This window comes from Streptomyces minutiscleroticus, from assembly GCF_014650875.1.
Lineage (GTDB): Bacteria > Actinomycetota > Actinomycetes > Streptomycetales > Streptomycetaceae > Streptomyces > Streptomyces minutiscleroticus.
The window spans coordinates 75,249-91,926 of sequence record NZ_BMVU01000026.1 but is presented as its reverse complement, the minus strand read 5'-3'; the positions used below and the strand labels follow the sequence as shown (position 1 = coordinate 91,926).

Here is a 16,678-nt window from a genome sequence, read left to right as displayed (position 1 = left end):
CCGTTCGCTCCCGTGAATGATCATCAGTGCACAGCGCATTCCGAGGAGCGCGCCCGGGCGGCTCGTCGCCCCCTCACCGGAAGGCCCGCGTCGAAGAAAGCGAGGAACGCCCACCGTTTTCCGCGCGGTCTTTCGGCGTTGCCCGCAAATCCGTTTACCGGCACGATCCGGATGCCGAATTTCCGTCCGGCGGACGGCATCCGCCGCGAGCACTGAAGGTTTTTCCGATCCGTGCATGACAAGGGGCGCCACAGACGCGCCCGCATTCACGGCTTTCCGTACCCCGTCCGGCCGGCGCATCGTCCGGGAGCCCGGTCCGCCGTTCACCCGCGCCCGCGTCCGTGCGAAATCGGGGACTCTCCCGCCGCCCCCTCGTCCGTCCTCCGCGTCCTCGTGCCGGCCCGCCCCGGCCCCCTCGACGGCTGGCACGCGCCGGAGCGGGACGCCGTCGTGCGGCCCGTGCACCGCGCCGACGGCACGGGAACGGACCGCACACGACACGCAGGGAGCGGTCGCCCCGGGGGGAGTCACGGGCGACCGCCGCGTCCGATCACCTCGGTGGCCGGGGGCGCCGAGGCGCCGCCGTGGGTCACACGGCTCGTCCGGCCGGTGCTCTCGGATCCTGCACTGGGAGAGTGTCGGGCAAGGGGTACGGGAAATTCCCTAGGGTCCGCCGCCGGGCGGCCGATGACACCGTCCTCGTGCGGGCACTGGCACTTCCGTACGAGCACCACCGTCCCTGCGCGGGCACCGCCGTCCCTGCGCGGGCACCGCCGTCCCGGTACGGGCGCCGCCGTTCTTGCGCGAGCAGCACCGCCCCTGCGCCGGCACCGACGTCCCGGTCCGGCGGTCCCCGTTTCCACGGGTCCGCCCGGGGTACACCGTGCGCCGCGGCGCGCACCCGGCCCGTCCGGCGGACGTACGGCTCACGAGAGAGGAACACCGTGCCCGATGAGAACCTCGGTCCGGTCCTGGTCGTCGACGCGGGGTCGTCGAGCCTGCACCTGACCGTCCTCGACGACGACCGGAACGTCCTCGCCCGGCACGACAGTTCCTCCGCCCCAGGCGACGACGTGCCCGACCTCCTGCGGCAGGTGCTGCGGGAGACCCCGCCGCCCGCGGCCGTGGGCCACCGTGTGGTGCACAGCGGCCCCGGACTGCACGGGCACACGCTGGTGGACGACCGTGTCCGCGCGCACCTGGACCGGGCGGCCGACCTGGCCCCGCTGCACGTGCCGCCCGCCCTGACCGCGCTGGACGCCGCCCGCGAGCTGCTGCCCGACGTCCCGCACGCCGCCTGCTTCGACACCGTGTTCCACACCGGCCTGCCCGCCGCCGCCCGCGAGTACGCGGTGCCGGCCGTCTGGCGCGAGGAGTACGGACTGCGCCGCTACGGCTTCCACGGCCTGTCCTACGCCTGGGCGCTCGCCCGGACGGCGGAGCTCCTCGGGCGCCCTTCCGAACGGCTCCACGTGGTGATCGCCCACCTCGGCGGCGGCTGCTCCGCCTGCGCGGTGCGCGACGGCCGCAGCGCCGACACCACGATGGGGTTCACACCGTTGGAGGGCCTGGTGATGAGCCACCGCAGCGGCAGCGTGGACCCCGGCGCCCTCACCTGGCTGCAGACCCGCCACCGCCTCTCCCCCGACGACGTCGACGACGCCCTGAACCACCGTTCCGGCCTCCTCGGTCTGTCCGGCACCTCGGACGACACCCGCGACCTCGTCCGCGACCGGGCGGCGGGGGACGAGCGCGCCGCCCTCGCCCTGGACGTCTTCACCCACCACTGCCGCCGCGGCATCGCCGCGATGGCCGCGTCCCTCGACCGGCTCGACGCCCTGGTGTTCACCGGGGAGATCGGCGAGGACCAGCCGGAGGTGCGCGAAGAGGTGTGCGGCCGGCTCGCGGCGCTGGGCCTGTCGGGCGGCCTGCGCACGCCCGACGGCGACCGCCCGGGGCGCCCGGAGGTCGTCAGCGGCCCGGACGCCGCCGTCCCGGTCGTCGTCGTGCCCACCGGGGAGACCCAGCAGGTCGACCACGAGACCCGGGCCCTGCTGCGCGGGTCCCCGCGGTGAGCCGAGCGGCGGGACCCCGGACGGTGTGGCACGCCGGCGGCACCGAAAGCGGCGACGCCGGAGACGGTGGCGACAGCGGCGGCGGAGACGGTGGACACCACGTACTGGCGCAGGTGCGCGTACGGGCTCGTGACGCCCGCGTCCAGCGCGGGCCGGTAGGTTCCCAGTCCCATCAGTACGGTGTCGAACTGCGGATCGGGCGCGTCCGCCAGTCCCGGGCCACCGGAGCCTGCCGTTCCGTCACCCGGTCGTCGCGGTTCTCCGGGCACGCCAGGCTGACCTCGCGGGGGTGTCCGGCCGACGTGTGGCCATGGGCGTCGATCCAGTGGGCCAGGGTCTGGGCCGTGGGGAGGACCGCGTCCATGGACCCGCGGTGCACGATGGTCGCAGCCCGGTCGGGGGACGGCAGGTACAGGACCCGGAAGGCGCCGTCCTGCAACGGTGCGGAGACCTGGACGGCGGCGTGGACGCCGATCCTGCCGTCGCCCTCCGGGGCGTCCTCGTAGCAGGCGACACCGGGTCCCGTCGGGGTGACGCCCGCCTCCTCCGGGCGCCGGAAGAGCTCGTCGTGGAGCGGTCCGACGACGGGGCCGATGTCCTCGGGCCGGTAGCTCCCGGCGGTCGCGGTCAGCTCCGCCGCCCGCACGGTGGGAACGTTCTTGAGGACGACGTCGTCGGTGGGCATGTGTCCCTCGCTCTCGATCGCTCGGAGCCTCGCCTCGGCCTGGACCAGTCGCGCCGCCGCGGCGGCCGCGGCCGCCTCCGGTTCGGCCCGCCGCAGCCGCAGCATGCCGCGCAGCTCCTCGGCGCCCCTCGCCCTCCGGGCCCGCGCACCGGGGCTCCGGGGCTCCGGGGCTCCGGGGCTCCGTACCGGCCGAACCGGGCCTCTTGGCACGGCAGCCGGTACTGGCGCGAAGGGGACGCACCGGTTGCGCCGGTCCGCGGCGCCGATTAAATGGAGGGCAGCACGGGCGGCCACGGGCCGGCCGGCGGGCCGGTCGTCCCGCACGGGCCGTCCTCCGGGTTCCCCACCGCACGCCGGGACGGCACCAGGACAGCACGGGTGCGGCGCCGGTGCGGCCCCGGGGCCGTGAGACCGAGTCAGCCTCCGGACCCATCGAAAGCAGCCCGAGATGACCTCTGACCCCGCCTCCGCGCCGTCGGCTCCACAGGTCAGGTTCTGGCCTGTCGACGATCTGCCCGCACTCTCCCCCGACCCCTTCCTCGACGAGGTGCTCCGCGAGGAACCGATCACCCGCATCAGGCTGCCCCACGGCTCCGGCCACGCCTGGCTGGTCACGCGCCACGAGGACGTCCGCTTCGTCACCTCCGACCCGCGCTTCTCGCGCGAGCGGGTCGTCGGCCGCTCCGTGACCAGCATGTCCCCGCAGCCCGTGGCCTCGCAGACGGCGGGCCTGCAGTACATCGACGCGCCCCGGCACACGCGGCTGCGCCGGGTCGTCTCCCGGGCGTTCACCGGCAAGAGCATGAACCGGCTGCGCCCGGTGGCGGAGCGCACCGCGGCGGAACTGCTCGACGGGATGCGGCGGGCCGGGGCGCCCGCCGACCTCATGCAGCACCTGCACGGCCCCTTCCCGATCGCGGTCGTCTGCTGCTTCCTCGGCGCGGAGGAGGGCGACTGGCGCGGCTGGGCCGCCGCCGCCGAGACGATGCTGTCGGTGGGCGGGGGCGGCAACGCCGAGGAGCGCAACCGGGCGGCGCGCAAGGTGACGCGCGACCGCATCGTCGAACTCCTCCGGCGCCGCCGCGACGAGCCCCGCGAGGACCTCTCAAGCGTGCTGGCGCAGGCCGCGGCGACGGGCGAGATCACGGACGACGAGGCGGTCTCGCTCGCCACGGCGATCTACGTCAGCGGCGGCCACGCCGTCCGCAACAACAGCGGGTCGATGATGTACGCCCTGCTGACCCACCCGGACCACCTGGACCGGCTGCGCCGCGAGCCGGAGACGCTGCCGAGGGCCGTCGACGAGCTGTTCCGCTACGTCCCCCACCGCAACGGCGTCGGGATCCCCCGGATCGCCACCGAGGACGTCGAGCTCGACGGCCATGTGATCCGCGCGGGCGACGCCGTGTACAACGCCTACGTCGCCGCCAACCGGGACCCCGAGGTCTTCCCCGACCCCGACGCCCTCGACTTCGACCGGACGGGCCCCGGCCACCTGGCCTTCGGGTACGGGCCCCACCACTGCATGGCCGCCCTGATGGCGCGCATGGAGGCCGAGGTGATGATCGGGTCCGTGCTCGAGCGCTTCCCGCGGATCCGGCTGGCCGTCCCCGCCGACGAGGTCGAGTTCCAGCGCCGCGGGCTGCTCCGCGGACCGCGGTCCCTGCCGGTCGCCTGGTAGCCGACCGGCGCCCTCCTCCCTTTGCACCCCGGGCCTCCTCCCTTCGGGGGAGAACGGGCGATCCGGTCCGCCGGGGCGGGGAGGCTCCCAGGGGCTCCCGGCTCCGGGCGGCCGGCACGGTCAGCACGGTCAGGAAAGGAAGCACACGATGACGGTCAGAATGGTCACCGGAGAAGGAGCGGACGTCTGCCCGGAGGGCAGTTACGCCCTCTACGAGCACGCCCTGTGCAACACCGACCCGCCCGGCGGACCGAGCGGCCGGCCCGGTGGCCGGGTCCTGATCGCCGACGAGCCCATCGAGGACCTCGCGGCGTACCGGTTCGCCAACGCGGTCAGCTCGGTGGTGAACAAGACGGACCGGCCGCTGGAGATCCTCGTCGGCGCGACCGTCGGCGTCGGCCAGAGCCTGGACCGGCTCCCCCGGGGACTCGACGGCTGCCTGGCCGCCACCCGCCTCGACGTCCCCGGCGGGGCGGGCGACGAGGGCCCGGCGGGCTCCACCGCCGCCTCCGCGCGCAGGACCACCGGTGCCGGTGCCGAAGCCGGTACGGGTGCCGTCACCGGTGCTGGTACCGGCGCCAAGGCGGGCGCCGGTGAGCGCGCCGCCCTGGAGCAGGAGCCCGACTGCCCCTCCTTCTTCGGCAGCGGGCGGCGGATCAAGTACACGCTCGACGACGACCCGACGCGCGTGGAGACCGGCGTCGTCATGGAGACCAGGATCGACGACTCGGGCTGCTACCTGTACGTCGTCTTCAGGGACCACGCGGCGGCGGGGCCGCGGGAGGACGGCTCCGTGATCAAGGTCGACCACCACCACGTCCTGGGACCCGCCGGGCCCCCGCTGGGATGAGGGAAGGACCCGGGCGGGAGCGTCGGGCCCGGCCCGGGACGCCCCGGTCGTATCCGGTCGCACCGGCCTCGGTCGCGGGCGGCGTGCCGGTGTCCGTGCCGTACGACGGGGCGGTCGTCGACGATCAGCAGGGTGGTCCCGGTCCCACCGGACGGACAGTGGCAGCGACAGTGATGCGGGTGTGTTCCCTGTGCCCAGGGAACACACCCGCATCACTGTCGATCCCGCCGTCGGCGTCGATCCCGCCGTCGGTCCGTGGGCCGTCGGTCAGCCGCCGACGTACCAGCTGAAGCCGCCGCTCGACGCCGCGAAGGCCATCAGCACGATGAAGAGGATCACATCGACGACACCCAGGACCAGGCCGGCCTTGGCCATCCCGCCGCCACCCTTGGCGCCGGCCTGTCGCACGGCGACCGCACCGAAGATGATCGCCAGCGGTCCGAGGACGATGTTCAGGAAGAAGAGCCCGACGATGCCGCAGACGAGGCTCGCGATGGCCAGGCCGTTGGTGCGCGATCCGGCCGGCGCGGAGGAATTTCCGTAACTAGTCATCACATGCTCCCGCAGTCAGTGCAGTTGACGGTCGAGCGCGCCCTGCCGGTCGCGCCGTCCTTCCTTTCGCTGACCTACCGGATGCCCGGACACCGGGCGGCCATGCCACACCGGTGACGGCCCGGTGCGGGGCCGCCGCGCGGCGGTCCCCGGGCGCCCGGGCGGCACACCTTGTGTTGCCGTGTCAGTCGATCCCGGACCGCTCCACCCCCGCCGCGATCCACCGCTGGAAGCCGAGGAACAGCACCAGCAGCGGCAGGATCGACACGGCCGCCGCGACGAACAGTTCGTGCAGCCGGACCACCTGGGACGTGGTGAACGACGACAGTGCGACCTGCACCGTCCAGGCGCTGCGGTCCTGGCCGATCACCAGCGGCCACAGGAAGGAGTTCCACGCGCCGATGAGGACGATCGCGCCGACGGCGGCGAACACGGGCCGTGCGTTGGGGACGACGACGAGCCAGTACGTCCGCCAGTACCCGAGCCCGTCCACGGCCGCCGCGTCCTCCAGCTCCCGCGGGAACCCGAGGAAGTACTGGCGGAAGACGAAGCAGGCGAACGCCGAGAAGAGAGTGGGGACGACCAGTCCGCGCAGGGTGGAGATCCAGCCCAGTGACGACACCAGCACGAAGCTGGGCACGAAGGTGACGGCGGCCGGGACCATCAGGGTGCCGAGGACGCCGTGGAACACCTTGTCCGCGTGCCGGTAGGGGATGCGGGCCAGGCCGTAGCCGGCGAGGGAGGCGAGCAGCACCGTGCCGAGGGTCGTGGCGACGGCGATCAGCGCGGAGTTGAGCAGGGAGCGGGCGAAGGGGACGGAGCCGTCCCGGAAGAGCTCCGCCACGTTCGACCACCGCACCTCCGTGGGCAGGAACGTCCACTCGGGCGAGGTGATGTCCTGCTCGCTCGCCAGGCCGTTGCGGACCAGCAGGTAGAACGGGACCAGGAAGAGCAGCGCGAGGGCGGTCAGCAGCACCAGCCGCAGGGCGCGCCCCGCCCGTACCAGCGTGTCGTCCGCGCTCGTCGCCCGCTCGCCCGCCCTCACCGCCCGCCCCCTCGTCCTCGTCGTCGTCCCCGTCCTCCGCCCGGCCGGGCCCGGACTTCCCCCGGTCGTCCTCGTCCCGCTCACGCCCGCGCCTCCTTCGCGCCGAGCCGGAACCACCGGGCCTGCCCCACCGTCACCACCGCGACGACCAGCGCCAGGACCACCGCGCCCGCGCTGCCCACACCGAGGTTCTGCCCCTGCCCGAGGGCGGTGTAGTACAGGTACACCAGCGGTGGCCGGGCGTAGGGCGGGTAACCGCGGGCGTCGGACAGGAGGTTGTAGAACTCGTCGAAGGCCTGGAAGGCGTTGACGACGAGGAGCAGCACGACCGCCACCGACGTGGCCCGCAGCTGGGGCAGGGTGATGTGCCGCAGCACCTGCCGGCCGGGCCGGGCCCCGTCCACGGCGGCCGCCTCGTACAGCACGGGGTCGATCCGCTGGAGTCCGGCCAGGAACAGGATCATGTAGAAGCCGGCCTGGAGCCAGAGCCGTAGGGTCACGATCACCAGCCAGTACCACGGCGGGTCGGTGGTCGACAGCCAGGCGACCGGGTCGGCCCCGAACCATCCGAGCACGGTGTTGGCCAGGCCGAACCGCACCCCGTTGAAGAGCGACATCTTCCAGATCAGCGCGGCGACGACGTACGAGCAGGCGACCGGCAGGAAGAACACCGACCGGAAGAACGCCCGCGCCCACCGGACCCGGTTCACCATCAGGGCGAGGGCGAGCGAGAGGACGTAGGTGGCGGGCACGATGAACGCGGTGAAGACGAGGAAGGTCCACAGGCTGTCGGTGAACGCGTCGTCCCCGAGCACGTGGACGTAGTTGTCGAGCCCCACGAAGTCCGTCGGCGTCACCGTGTTGCGCGCGTCGAAGAAGCTCAGTGCCAGGCTCCACAACAGTGGCACGTAGGTGAACAGCGCGAGCCCCAGCGCGAAGGGACCGACGAAGACCCAGAACCACACGGTTCGCCGGCGGACCGTGCCGGCCGCGCCGGTCACGACGTCCTCTTCGCACGGTCGAGTTCGGACGACACCTTCCGTACGACGGTCCTCAGCTCGCGCTCCGGATGCGCGCCGTCCTTGATGATCCTGCTGAGCGCGTCCTGGTAGAGGGTCTGGACCGTCGGCGTCCACAGCAGCGGCTGCGCGTGGCCGTGGTCGGCGGTGAAGCGGACGGCGTCGGCGGCCGCCCCCGTCCTCAGCTCGTCCGCCTTCTCGGCCAGGGAGCGGCGGGCGGGGATGTGGAAGCCGTAGGAGAGTGCGAAGTCCTGCTGGTAGTCGGTGCGTTCGACCCACAGCCACTTCACGTACGCCTTGGCCGCCTCCTTGTGGGCGCCGCGGGCGCTGACGGCCGCCCCGTAGGCGCCCACGGGCACCGCCGGGCGGCCGGACGCCCCGTCCCGGGGGAAGGGCAGTACGCCGAAGTCGTCGCCGAGCTCCTTCTGCACCCGGGGCAGCGCCCACAGCCCGGACCACTGCATCGCGGTCAGGCCCTGAAGGAAGGCGGACGGATCGGACCAGTCGGTGGGCGCGCCGAGGAGGAGGGATCCGTCCGCGTACAGTCGGCGGAGCCTGCCGAGGGTGCGGGCCGCCGCGGGGTCGTCGAAGCCGACCTCGCCGCCGTCGGTGACCAGTTCGAGCCCGGCCGCGTACAGGGGTGTCCCGCCGAGGGCGCCCGCGCCGCCGTCGTTGCCGAGGAAGAGTCCCTTGACCTTGCCGTCGGTCAGCTCCCTCGCCGCGTCGACGAGTTCGTCGAGCGTGGCCGGCGGCTGCACACCGGCGTCCTCCAGCAGGCTCTTGCGGTAGTACAGCAGCTGCGTGTCGACGGCCTGCGGGACGCCCCAGATCCGCCCGTCGTACGTCTTCGGGGCGAGCACCGCCGGGTCGAAGTCGTCCTTCACCCCGTCCAGCAGGCCGGTGAGGTCGACGACCTGGCCGCCCTGGATCTGGTCGAGGGTGGGACCGCCCTCGAAGACGTCCGGTCCCGCGTCGGTGAGCAGGGCGGCGGCGGTCTGCTGGTCGTAGTTGCCCGGCCGCCACTGCACACTGACGTCCGCCTCCCGGTAGGCGGCGGCGTACCGTTTCACCGCCTGTTCGGCGCCCGCCTCGCCGTACTGGTGGTACCAGTGCGACAGCGCCGGCCCCGCACCACCGCCGCCACCGCGTCCGGTGTCGGACCCGCAGGCGGTCAGGAGCCCGGCGCCCGCCCCCGCGGCGAGCAGTGCCCTGCGCTTCATGGTCATGGCCTTTCCCCTGCCTCTTCACCTGTTGCACCCGCACATGGCCCAACGGTCCATCCTGCGCGGTGATTACGGAGAAGGTGTCGCGGCGGCGTGCGGCCGGTTCGGGGTTGTCCGGTAACCGCCGGTCGTGGGCGGGGTGTCCTGGGGGCACGGGTGCGGGGGCGCGGCCGGATCCTTTTCCGTACAGCCGTTCCCGTACGGCCCGTCAGGCGGCACGCGCCCCCGGGGCGCCACAGGGGACGCACTCCTGCCGTACCGCCTCTGGCCTGCACAAGGACCCGTTTTCGGCCTTTCTTGCCGCACCCGCGCGGACTCGCCCCCTCCTCCCCCGTCCGACCCTTATGCTTCTACACGTTTGTAGAAGATCCGGCGCGGGCCGGGTCGCACACCGTTGGGAGACGGCAGAGATGGCTTCGATCGACCTGGACAAGGTGCTGGACAAGGCATGGGCGGACAAGAGCCTGCCCGAGATCCTGGCGGCCCCCGTGGCGGCGCTGAAGGGGGTTTCCGACCGTGACGGCGAACTGCTCCAGGAGGCGTTCGGGGTCAGGACCGTCGCGGACCTGGCCGATCTGAAGTACGCCCGCTGGGCGCAGGCGCTCGCCGCCCTCGACGGGGCCGAGTAGGCGGGTCGCGCACGGGACGGGGGACGGGACCGGCCCCGGCGCCGCCCGGGCCGGTGCCGGCGGCCACCCGGCGGCACCCGGGGGTCCGGGCCGCCGCCCGCGGTCACCGGACGGCGTCGGGGGTCACAGGACGGCGTCGGGGTCGAGGTCGGTGCCGACCACGAGGGTCACCACGCCCGCGGCGGCGCCCGCGTCCTCGCCGGCCCGCGCGCCGGGCAGGCGGGAGGCCAGCACCTCGGCCTGCCCCTCCAGGCCCTGCGGGTAAGCGACTTCGGTGGTGCGGACGGTCTGTGCCGCGTTGCCCGTGCCGACGACGGAGAACCCGGCCTCGCGCAGCCTCTCGGCGACGGCGGCGGCCCGCCCGGCGGCACCGGTGCCGTTGAGGACCTGTACGCGCACGGAGGAGGCGTGGACAGGGTCCTCCGCGTCCGCCCGCAGCCGTTCCTCGTCCACCTCCCGGTCCTTGGCCAGGTCTCTGAAGAGGTCGGCGGCCTGCGGGTACTGCCACACCACGTTGGCCTTGTCGGTGGGCACGTCGGCCTGGCGCGGGTAGTTGGGGACGGTGAGGAAGGTCAGCCGGTCGCCGGGCACGTCCTGGAGTTCGGACGCGAGTCCGTACAGCGGCCTGATGCCGGCGAGTCCTTCGTCCGTGGTCAGGGACTTGGTGACGGACTCCAGCACGCCGTACAGCGCGCTCGGGCTGGTCAGCCGGGACTGCGCCTTCTCGGCCACGGCCTCCATGAACTCCTGCTGGCGGCCGATGCGCCCGAGGTCGGAGCCGTCCCCGACGCTGTACCGGGCGCGTACGTAGCCGAGGGCCGCCTCGTCCCTGACCGTCTGGCAGCCCGCGTCCAGGTCCAGGTGGGCCTTCTCGTCGTGGATGGCCTCCTCGGGACAGACCTCGATGCCGCCGAGCGCGTCGACCATGCCCTTGAAGCCCTGGAAGTCCACGGACATGAAGTGGTCGATGCGCAGCCCCGTGTTCGCCTCCACCGTCTTGATGGTGCAGGCGGCGGCCTCGGACACGTCGCCGCCGGTGCCACCGATCGCGAACGCCTCGTTGATCTTGAAGTGGTGCGGGGAGGACGTGGTGCCGTCCCCCTTGTCGCAGGCGGGTATCTCCACCCACGAGTCGCGCGGGAAGGACACGACGGTGGCCCACTCACGGTTCGCCGGGAGGTGCACCACCATCAGCGTGTCGGACTGCATGGTCGTCAGGTCCCTGCCGTACTCCGCGTTGTCGCCGTCACGGCTGTCGGAGCCGACGACCAGGATGTTCTTCGAGCCGGGGCTGAGGTTCACCGGGCGGTCCCCGCCCAGTTTGTCGTCGAGGTCGGCGGTGTGGATGTTGCCGTCCAGGTGCCGGTACGCCCAGACGCCGACACCCGCGACGGCGAGGACGAGCACCGAACAGACGCCCGCGCCCCACACCACGATCCGGCCCCGCCGCGTCAGCCTCACCCTGCCCGGCCCGGCCGCGGTGTGCCGCCGCCTCCCCGTACCGCTCACTGCCGTCCGCCCCTCCGCCTCGACCGCTTCCAGCCCGTCCGCCGTTCCCGGGCACCCGGCCCCGCGCCCGCCGGGCGGCTTGACTCTACACGCCTGTAGAAACAGACGACGAAAGCCCGAGGATTCCGCTCCGGCCGAACACGACGATGTGCGACGGCACCTGGGAACCTACCCTTCCGCTCCACCGTATGTGCCTCTACAGATCTGTAGAAGATAAGCTGCCCGGGCACGCCCTCCGTGGGTGAGGACCGGGGAGACCCTCCGTGGGTGAGGGTCGGGGAAAGGAGCGACAGGACGTGGGTGTCATCGCATGGGCGGTGCTCGGACTTCTCGCGGGCGCGATCGCCGAGGCCCTCCTGCCGGGCCGCGACCCGGGCGGCTGCGTCGGCACGACGCTCATCGGCATCGCCGGCGCCTTCGTGGGCGGCCGGCTGTCGGCGCGCTTCCTCGACCGTCCGGTGCAGCGGGGGTTCTTCGACGCCGCGACCTGGGGCTCGGCCATCGTGGGCGCGCTCGTGCCGCTGATCGGCCACCGGCTCCTGTTCGGCGGTTCCCGGGACTGACCCGGCCGCGCCGGGCCCCTCCGCGCCCCGGCCCCCTCGCCAGCCGCCCCACCGACCACCGGGAGACCACGTGACCGGCCCGCCCCGCCCCCGCCCGCAGGACCGGGGGGACTTCGAAGCGGTACCGCGCCTGGCGCTGCGGACCGCGGACATCCGCGACGCCCCGGCCTCCGACCCCACCGGCCGGGCGGCCGAACGCCTCCGCGCCCAGGCCCTCGGCGCCGCCGACGAGATCGCGGCCGCCGCGGGCGACGCCTACCTGACCGTACGGGCCGCGGCCGGAGGCGCGCCGGAGGAGGTGACGGGCCCGGACCGTCCGACGGGCTTTCGGCACACGGTGGGCAAGGACACCCTGCTGCCCGCGCTCGCCGTGCTCACGCCGCTGGTGAGCGCGGCGTCGGCCGCGATCCTGCTGGTGCTCGGCCACTCCCTGCGGCTCGCCGGAGCGCGCGACCCCTTGCCCGGCCAGCTCGTCACCGCGGGCTGGGTCCTGGCCCTCGTCGCGTCGGTGAGCGCCCTGGCCGCCCTGGCCGCCCTGGTCGGCACGGCGCTGCGCCAACGCGGCGGGGCCTTGCCCGCCGACCACCCGGCACAGGCACGGCTCGTCCGGCAGCGGGCGCTGCCCGACCGCGGCATGCTGCCCTGCCTGCGCAGCCGCATCGGCCAGGACCCGACGGACCCGTTCCCGCGCCCGCTGTCGCCCGGACCGTCCCCACGGCCCTCTCCGACGCCCGCGTCCCCGGACACGGACGGCACGTCCCGCTCCGTTCCCCGGGTACCCGGGCTTCCGCAGCCTCGTCGCACCACACCGTCACACCGCACGGCCACGCCGTACGCACCCGAAGGAGCACCTCTCATGACCGTCAATCTGGGCAAGGGCCAGCAGATCAGCCTCAGCAAGTCCGACGGCAGCAGCCTGACCGCCGTCCGCATGGGCCTGGGCTGGCAGGCCGCGCCCCGCAAGGGCTTCCTGGCCAAGCTCACCGGCGGGGGCGGCGCGATCGACCTGGACGCCTCCGCCGTGCTGTTCGCCTCGGGACAGCCTGCCGACGTCGTCTTCTTCCAGCACCTGACCAGCGACGACGGTTCCGTCCGGCACACCGGGGACAACCTCGTCGGCGGGGCCGGCGCCGGGGACGACGACGAGGTCGTCCTGGTGGACCTGGCCCGGGTCCCCGCCCACATCGACCAGATCGTGTTCACCGTCAACTCCTTCACCGGCCAGACCTTCGCCGAGGTGCAGAACGCCTTCTGCCGCCTGGTCGACGAGACCACGGGAGCCGAGCTGGCCCGCTACACCCTCACCGGCGGCGGCGACCACACCGCCCAGATCATGGCGAAGGTGTACCGCAGCGGCGGCGGCTGGCGGATGAAGGCCATCGGCGAACCCGCCTCCGGGCGCACGTTCCAGGACCTGCTGCCGTCGATCGCCGCACACCTTTAGCCGCGACACGCGTCGTGCGCCACGCATGACGGGTCACGGATCACGGGTCATGGGTCACGCGCAGGCGATGCGGGATCGCCGTTCCCGCGGACGAGCAGGACACACCAGCAAAGGAGTACCCACACCATGTTCGACGCCCTGAGGAACCTCAAGGAGAAGGCCGAGGACCTCGCCGAGGCCCACGGTGACAAGATCTCCGCGGGGCTGGAGAAGGCCGGCGACTTCCTCGACGACAGGACCGGCGGCAAGCACAGCGACAGGATCGGCACCGCCGTCGACAAGGTCCAGGACTACGTCGGGAAGCTGGGCGAGAAGAAGGACTGAGGACCGTCCGGGCGAGGGCGGGTGCCGGACTCCGGACCAGGACCGGGCACCCGGCCCCCGACCTCGCTCCGGCTCCCGCTCCGCCCCTTGCCCCGGTCTCGCTCCGGCCCTCGCCCCGCCCCGGCCCGAGTCCTTGCCCCGCCCCTGTCCCCTCCTCGCCGCGGTCTTCTCCGGTCCTTGCACCGCTCGCATCCCGGGCGGCCGGCGCGTGACACACTCCTTCACCACAGACGCCGGCCCCGTACTGGTCCACCCCTGGGCGGACGGCGAGGTCCTCCACCACCCGACCGTCTCGCGCAGCGGGGGCCGTGCCGCGCCCGGCAGCCCGATGGCGCCTCGGGGCCCAGCCGCGCCCCCTGGTGCACGCGGCGCTGGAGTCCGTCCTCGACGCCCACCTGGCCGTGGAGGAGGCCGGGTCCGTCGCGGTCGGCCCCTACGACGGATGCATGCTGTACGACTTCGACGCACACCGCATGGTGCTGTGCGACCTGGACGAGTACCGGCCGGGCCCCTTCGTCCTCGCGGCGGACCGGCTGCCCGGGTCGAGGCGCTGCATGGCGCCGGAGACGTTCGTGCGCGGCGCGCCGATCGACATCCGGACGACCGTGTTCGTCCTCGGCCGGGCGATCCGTCTCCTCCTGGACACCGGCGACGAGGAGGACCGGTGGCGCGCGGGACGCCCGGCCAGTGGGAGGTCGTCAGGACGGCGACCGCCGCCGCTCCGGAGCACCGTTCCGCGTCCGTCCGCTCCCTCGCCGATGCGTGGCGGGCGGTGCCCTGACGGCCGGGACCACCGTCGGCCGCCCCGCGTACGCAGCCGGGTGGCCGGTCACGTGCCGGACGGCCGCTCGCTCCGCCGGGCTGTCCGGCGACGCCGCCGGGAGGACCGGTCACCGTACCTCGGGACCGCGAGGAACGTCCCGTGGGTGTCGTAGGGCCAGGCGTCGGCCACGCACCCCTTGAGTCCCTTGATCTGCTGCATCATCACCGGCGCGGGACGCCCCCGCGCGGGCACGTCTCGTGGCCGTCCCCGGGCGGTGCCCGACTTCGTGGTTGATCACGCCGGTGGCACGGGCCTCCTCCACGTCGTCGAACGGGTCGTCGGCGGCGCACGGAACCGGCCTCGGTGCCGTACCGGCCCCGGTGAGCCCTCTCCCCTGTCCGCTGCGGAGCCGGGTGGCCGGATGCCTCCACGGGAGGCGGGGCTCACAGGACTCGAAATAGGTATCTGAAATGCAACATTGCTAGAGTGCGGATGTGCGACTGACCAGGTACACGGATCTCGCGCTTCGGGCGGTGATGCGCCTGGCCGTCATGGACGGCGAGGAGCTGCTGACCACGAGGCAGATCGCGGACGGCATGAACGTCCCCTACACCCACATGACCAAGGCGATCGCACACCTGCAGCACCTGGGCGTGATCGAGGCCCGCCGGGGGCGCAACGGAGGGCTGTCCCTGACCCCGGCCGGACGGCGCACCGGGGTGGGCGAGCTGGTGCGGGCACTGGAGGGCGACCGCGAGGTCGTCACCTGTGAGGGCGAGCAGGCCTGCCCGCTCGCCGGCGCCTGCCGGCTGCGGCACGCGCTGCGCCGGGCCCAGGATGCCTTCTACGCCTCCCTCGACCACCTCACCGTCGACGACCTCGTCGCCTCCCCCACCGGCCCCGTCCTCCTCGCCCTCGGCGGACCGCCGGGCTGACCGCCCGCGCCCGCCACGGCAGCGCAGCACACCGCACCGCACCGCACCGACGGCCGCACCTCGACCCCGCCCAAAAATTAGAGTTTTCTGTTCAAGTTAAGGAGTGCCCGATGCTTTCCGCGCAGTCGGCCCCGCTCGTGCAGACCACCCTCCCCGTGGTGGGCGCCAACCTCACCACGATCACCGGACGGTTCTACGAGCGGCTCTTCGAGGACCACCCCGACCTGCTGAAGAACCTCTTCAACCGCACCAACCAGGTCAGCGGCGCCCAGCGCGAGGCCTTGGCCGGCGCCGTCGCCGCCTTCGCCACCGTGCTGGTGGAGCGCCCCGGCGAGCGGCCCGACGCCGTCCTGTCCCGCATCGCCCACAAACACGCCTCGCTGGGCATCACCCCCGACCAGTACACGATCGTGGGCCGGCACCTGATGGCGGCCGTCGGCGAGGTGCTCGGGGACGCGGTCACCCCGCAGATCGCGGCCGCCTGGGAGGAGGTCTACTGGCTGATGGCCAACGCGCTCATCGCCCTGGAGGCACGGCTGTACGCGCAGGCCCAGGTGGCCGAGGGCGACGTCTGGCGCACCCTGGAGATCGCCGAGCGCCACGAGGAGTCCGCCCACGCCGTCTCCCTCGTCCTGCGCCGGCCCGACGGCCTGCCCCTCCCGCCGTTCCGGCCGGGCCAGTACGTCGGCGTCCGCGTCCGGCTCCCCGACGGCGCGCGGCAGATCCGCCAGTACAGCCTGTCCTCCGCACCGGGACAGAAGACGTGGCGCATCACCGTCAAGAGGGAGCACCGCGCCGACGGCTCCGTCCCCGACGGCGAGGTCTCCTCCCGCCTCCACGCCCACGCGCGGGTCGGCGACGCCCTCGACGTCTCCCTCCCCTTCGGCGACCTGGTCCTGCCCGAGGGCGACGGCCCCCTCCTGCTCGCCTCCGCCGGCATCGGCGTCACGCCCATGCTCTCCATGCTCGACCACCTGGCGCTGGCCTCCTCGCCGCGCCGGGTCGTCGTGGTGCACGCCGACCGCTCCCCGGCCGACCACGTCCACCGCGACGAGCAGGCCGAGCTCGTCGGCCGCCTGCCCCATGCCTCCCTGCACCGGTGGTACGAGTCCGGCGCCGCCGACCTCACCGGCCCCGGCGTCTCGGCCGGCCGGGCGGACCTGGACGGCCTCGACCTGCCCTCCGGGACCACCGCCTACCTGTGCGGCCCCCTGCCCTTCATGCGCGCGGTGCGCGGACAGCTCCTGGACAAGGGCCTGTCCCCCTCCGCCGTCCACTACGAGGTCTTCGGCCCCGACCTCTGGCTCGGCAAGTAACCGGCGCCGTCCCCGGCCCGCCGCTCCGGGCCGCCGCTCCGGGCCGCCGCGCACGGCCGGTACGC

General features: G+C 73.6%; 15 protein-coding genes and 2 pseudogenes. 10 read left to right on the top strand and 7 right to left on the bottom strand.

From position 1 onward, the window contains the following. Window positions 1–944 precede the first annotated feature (944 nt). Entirely contained in the window at window positions 945–2,075 is a 1,131-nt protein-coding gene (locus IE271_RS23745; RefSeq protein WP_190192433.1) for an acetate/propionate family kinase, read from the top strand. Between the two features lie 172 nt (window positions 2,076–2,247). On the opposite strand, the pseudogene IE271_RS23740 reads toward IE271_RS23745, so the two are convergent. Then, window positions 2,248–2,883: pseudogene (locus IE271_RS23740) on the bottom strand (GyrI-like domain-containing protein); the annotation flags it as partial. Window positions 2,884–3,208: 325 nt separating this feature from the next. Between IE271_RS23740 and IE271_RS23735 the strand changes: the two are divergent. Continuing rightward, complete coding sequence (locus IE271_RS23735) at window positions 3,209–4,441, top strand: cytochrome P450 (RefSeq protein ID WP_190192432.1); 1,233 nt, start codon at window positions 3,209–3,211, stop codon at window positions 4,439–4,441. A 148-nt stretch (window positions 4,442–4,589) separates the two neighbouring features. Further along, window positions 4,590–5,291 (top strand): hypothetical protein, encoded by a 702-nt coding sequence (locus tag IE271_RS23730; RefSeq protein ID WP_190192431.1) that lies wholly within the window; start codon window positions 4,590–4,592, stop codon window positions 5,289–5,291. 267 nt (window positions 5,292–5,558) lie between these two features. On the opposite strand, the gene IE271_RS23725 is transcribed toward IE271_RS23730, so the two are convergent. The 4 genes from IE271_RS23725 to IE271_RS23710 all read right to left on the bottom strand — a co-directional run bounded on the left by IE271_RS23725 (window position 5,559) and on the right by IE271_RS23710 (window position 9,133). Beyond that, window positions 5,559–5,843, bottom strand: coding sequence for a DUF4190 domain-containing protein (locus IE271_RS23725; protein ID WP_190192430.1), 285 nt, complete (start codon window positions 5,841–5,843; stop codon window positions 5,559–5,561). Window positions 5,844–6,027: 184 nt separating this feature from the next. Further along, a complete protein-coding gene (locus tag IE271_RS23720; protein WP_190192429.1) occupies window positions 6,028–6,888 on the bottom strand; it encodes a carbohydrate ABC transporter permease in 861 nt (286 codons plus the stop codon). Between the two features lie 80 nt (window positions 6,889–6,968). Next, on the bottom strand, window positions 6,969–7,889 hold the full coding sequence (locus tag IE271_RS23715) for a carbohydrate ABC transporter permease (protein ID WP_190192428.1): 921 nt from the start codon (window positions 7,887–7,889) through the stop codon (window positions 6,969–6,971). Beyond that, window positions 7,886–9,133, bottom strand: a complete 1,248-nt coding sequence (locus IE271_RS23710; protein WP_190192427.1) for an ABC transporter substrate-binding protein — start codon at window positions 9,131–9,133, stop codon at window positions 7,886–7,888. Before IE271_RS23710 ends, IE271_RS23715 begins: the two co-directional genes overlap by 4 nt. 407 nt (window positions 9,134–9,540) lie before the next feature. Here IE271_RS23710 and IE271_RS23705 point away from each other — a divergent pair, with 407 nt between their 5' ends. Further along, window positions 9,541–9,759, top strand: coding sequence for a hypothetical protein (locus tag IE271_RS23705; RefSeq protein ID WP_190192426.1), 219 nt, complete (start codon window positions 9,541–9,543; stop codon window positions 9,757–9,759). A gap of 123 nt (window positions 9,760–9,882) precedes the next feature. Here IE271_RS23705 and IE271_RS23700 read toward each other — a convergent pair whose 3' ends face one another. After that, on the bottom strand, window positions 9,883–11,268 hold the full coding sequence (locus tag IE271_RS23700; protein WP_373308819.1) for an LCP family protein: 1,386 nt from the start codon (window positions 11,266–11,268) through the stop codon (window positions 9,883–9,885). Between the two features lie 296 nt (window positions 11,269–11,564). Here IE271_RS23700 and IE271_RS23695 point away from each other — a divergent pair, with 296 nt between their 5' ends. From IE271_RS23695 to IE271_RS23680, 4 genes are all read left to right on the top strand, one after another. Beyond that, a complete protein-coding gene (locus tag IE271_RS23695) occupies window positions 11,565–11,831 on the top strand; it encodes a GlsB/YeaQ/YmgE family stress response membrane protein (protein WP_190192425.1) in 267 nt (88 codons plus the stop codon). A gap of 856 nt (window positions 11,832–12,687) precedes the next feature. Beyond that, window positions 12,688–13,275, top strand: coding sequence for a TerD family protein (locus tag IE271_RS23690; RefSeq protein WP_190192463.1), 588 nt, complete (start codon window positions 12,688–12,690; stop codon window positions 13,273–13,275). 126 nt (window positions 13,276–13,401) lie between these two features. Beyond that, on the top strand, window positions 13,402–13,599 hold the full coding sequence (locus IE271_RS23685) for an antitoxin (protein ID WP_190192424.1): 198 nt from the start codon (window positions 13,402–13,404) through the stop codon (window positions 13,597–13,599). Between the two features lie 308 nt (window positions 13,600–13,907). After that, window positions 13,908–14,534: a hypothetical protein gene (locus IE271_RS23680; protein WP_190192423.1), complete on the top strand. Its 627-nt coding sequence runs from the start codon at window positions 13,908–13,910 to the stop codon at window positions 14,532–14,534. Here IE271_RS23680 and IE271_RS42230 read toward each other — a convergent pair. Then, window positions 14,498–14,684, bottom strand: a pseudogene (locus tag IE271_RS42230) (DUF3152 domain-containing protein); the annotation flags it as partial. The gene IE271_RS23680 and the pseudogene IE271_RS42230 sit on opposite strands and share 37 nt — an antisense overlap. A gap of 172 nt (window positions 14,685–14,856) precedes the next feature. Between IE271_RS42230 and IE271_RS23675 the strand changes: the two are divergent. Both IE271_RS23675 and IE271_RS23670 read left to right on the top strand, forming a co-directional pair. Continuing rightward, a complete protein-coding gene (locus IE271_RS23675; RefSeq protein WP_190192422.1) occupies window positions 14,857–15,297 on the top strand; it encodes an RrF2 family transcriptional regulator in 441 nt (146 codons plus the stop codon). Window positions 15,298–15,407: 110 nt separating this feature from the next. Further along, on the top strand, window positions 15,408–16,613 hold the full coding sequence (locus tag IE271_RS23670; RefSeq protein ID WP_190192421.1) for a globin domain-containing protein: 1,206 nt from the start codon (window positions 15,408–15,410) through the stop codon (window positions 16,611–16,613). The last annotated feature ends 65 nt before the right edge of the window (window positions 16,614–16,678 follow it).